This window comes from Streptomyces chiangmaiensis, assembly GCF_036281785.1.
Classification (GTDB): Bacteria; Actinomycetota; Actinomycetes; order Streptomycetales; family Streptomycetaceae; genus Streptomyces; species Streptomyces chiangmaiensis.
The window spans coordinates 1-1,346 of the sequence record NZ_JAYWVC010000580.1 but is presented as its reverse complement, the minus strand read 5'-3'; the positions used below and the strand labels follow the sequence as shown (position 1 = coordinate 1,346).

Annotated in this window: 2 protein-coding genes and 1 pseudogene; 1 reads left to right on the top strand and 2 read right to left on the bottom strand. The window is 71.2% G+C overall.

The genetic code is table 11. From position 1 onward, the window contains the following. A partial coding sequence (locus tag VXC91_RS45700; RefSeq protein WP_329513227.1) for a hypothetical protein occupies window positions 1–244 on the bottom strand: 244 nt, incomplete at its 3' end. A 15-nt stretch (window positions 245–259) separates the two neighbouring features. On the opposite strand from VXC91_RS45700, the pseudogene VXC91_RS45695 reads away from it, so the two are divergent. After that, window positions 260–1,195: pseudogene (locus VXC91_RS45695) on the top strand (relaxase/mobilization nuclease domain-containing protein); the annotation flags it as partial. Here VXC91_RS45695 and VXC91_RS47395 read toward each other — a convergent pair. Further along, the coding region (locus tag VXC91_RS47395; protein WP_408057636.1) for a DUF6368 family protein at window positions 1,133–1,346 on the bottom strand (214 nt) is incomplete at its 5' end. The pseudogene VXC91_RS45695 and the gene VXC91_RS47395 sit on opposite strands and share 63 nt — an antisense overlap.

The following is a 1,346-nucleotide window of genomic DNA, read 5'->3' as shown; positions in this document are numbered from 1 at the left end:
GCACTGCCACTGTGGCCCCGGAGAGTTTGGTCGCTGACTGACGTACGGCCGTGCCGTGTTCGGGGTCCTGCTTGCCGGTGGCGGTCGGCTGGGCGCGGTGCAGGAGGAGTGCGGCCAGGGCGAGCAGCCGAGCCGGTGTCTGGCCCGCCTTGAGGCGACGTGCCTGGCGGCGGGCTTGGCGCAGCGCGCGGCCGGTGGCGGGGCGGGCCAGGATCTGGACGCACGCGGACTCGTCCTCGCTCATGCCGGTGGCGACTTGGGCGCCAAACTCGCCCCCGACCTCTCCGTAAACCGCCTGCGCGAGCGGCTCGCCACCCAGGAAGTGGCCGAACGCCCGGAGCCCGTGGTGGACCCCAACACGGCATGGTGGCGCGTCGAGAACGCCCTCAACACGGCGAGCGTCATCCTCGGCTCGGACGACGACGCCGCGGCCCAAGGCCACCTGGATGCCTTCGGGGACACCCTGCAAAACATGGCACGCGTCACCCCCGGCCGGCACAGGCACGAATTGGAGGCGGTAGCCAAGGCGTTCGACCGAGCCCGCCGCTCCAGGACCCGAGCCGATCACCAGGCCGCCACCGCGCTGCGACAGGCCGCCAGGGAACTCGCCTACGCCTCCAGCGAACCGGGCGGCCTCGCCGTAGCCGTGCTCTTCGCGGTCTTGCACTTGGCCCGCGCCGCCGCCAAGTGGCACGAGCAGCGCGGCCACGAGCAGCAGGCGGCAGCAGCCAGGGAGACCCTCCGCCACGTTCAGACGGGCTACCAGCAGGCCGCCGAGCCGGTCTTGGCGGGCCTCATCCGCCGCGCGCCACGCGTCACCACCGCCAGCCGTTTCGAGCAGGACCTCCGCGCAGTCCTGTCCGACCATGCCGACCGCATCCTTACCGACCCCGCGTGGGCCGCCCTGACAACGACCCTCGCCCGCGCCGAGGGCGCCGGCCACAACTCCCGGTACCTCCTGGCGACGGTCGGCACGCAGCGAGAACTCGACAGCGCCGACCGCCCCGCCGAGGTCCTCAACTGGCGCATCGCCGCTCAGCCGAACAGGCGGGTGCAAGCGGCTCGCAGGCGAGGCAGCGTCGGCGACGCTTCGTCCATGCCCGCCATGCCGCGCTCTTCGCACCCTCAACAACTACACTTCCCGAAGCCGCATAACCCCGTGTCCAAAGCCCGGGGTCAGGGCCCCTTCCCTTAGTTCGACCTTGACGACGCCACCGACCACATCCATGACAGCGGCGGTCAGCAGGGCCGTGACGACGTGGTCGACCGGATGGTTACAGAAACACCAGCCGGGTTGAAACCAGCCCGGTTTGGTACGGCCAAGCTTGGAGGTGCGCGTGCCGTCT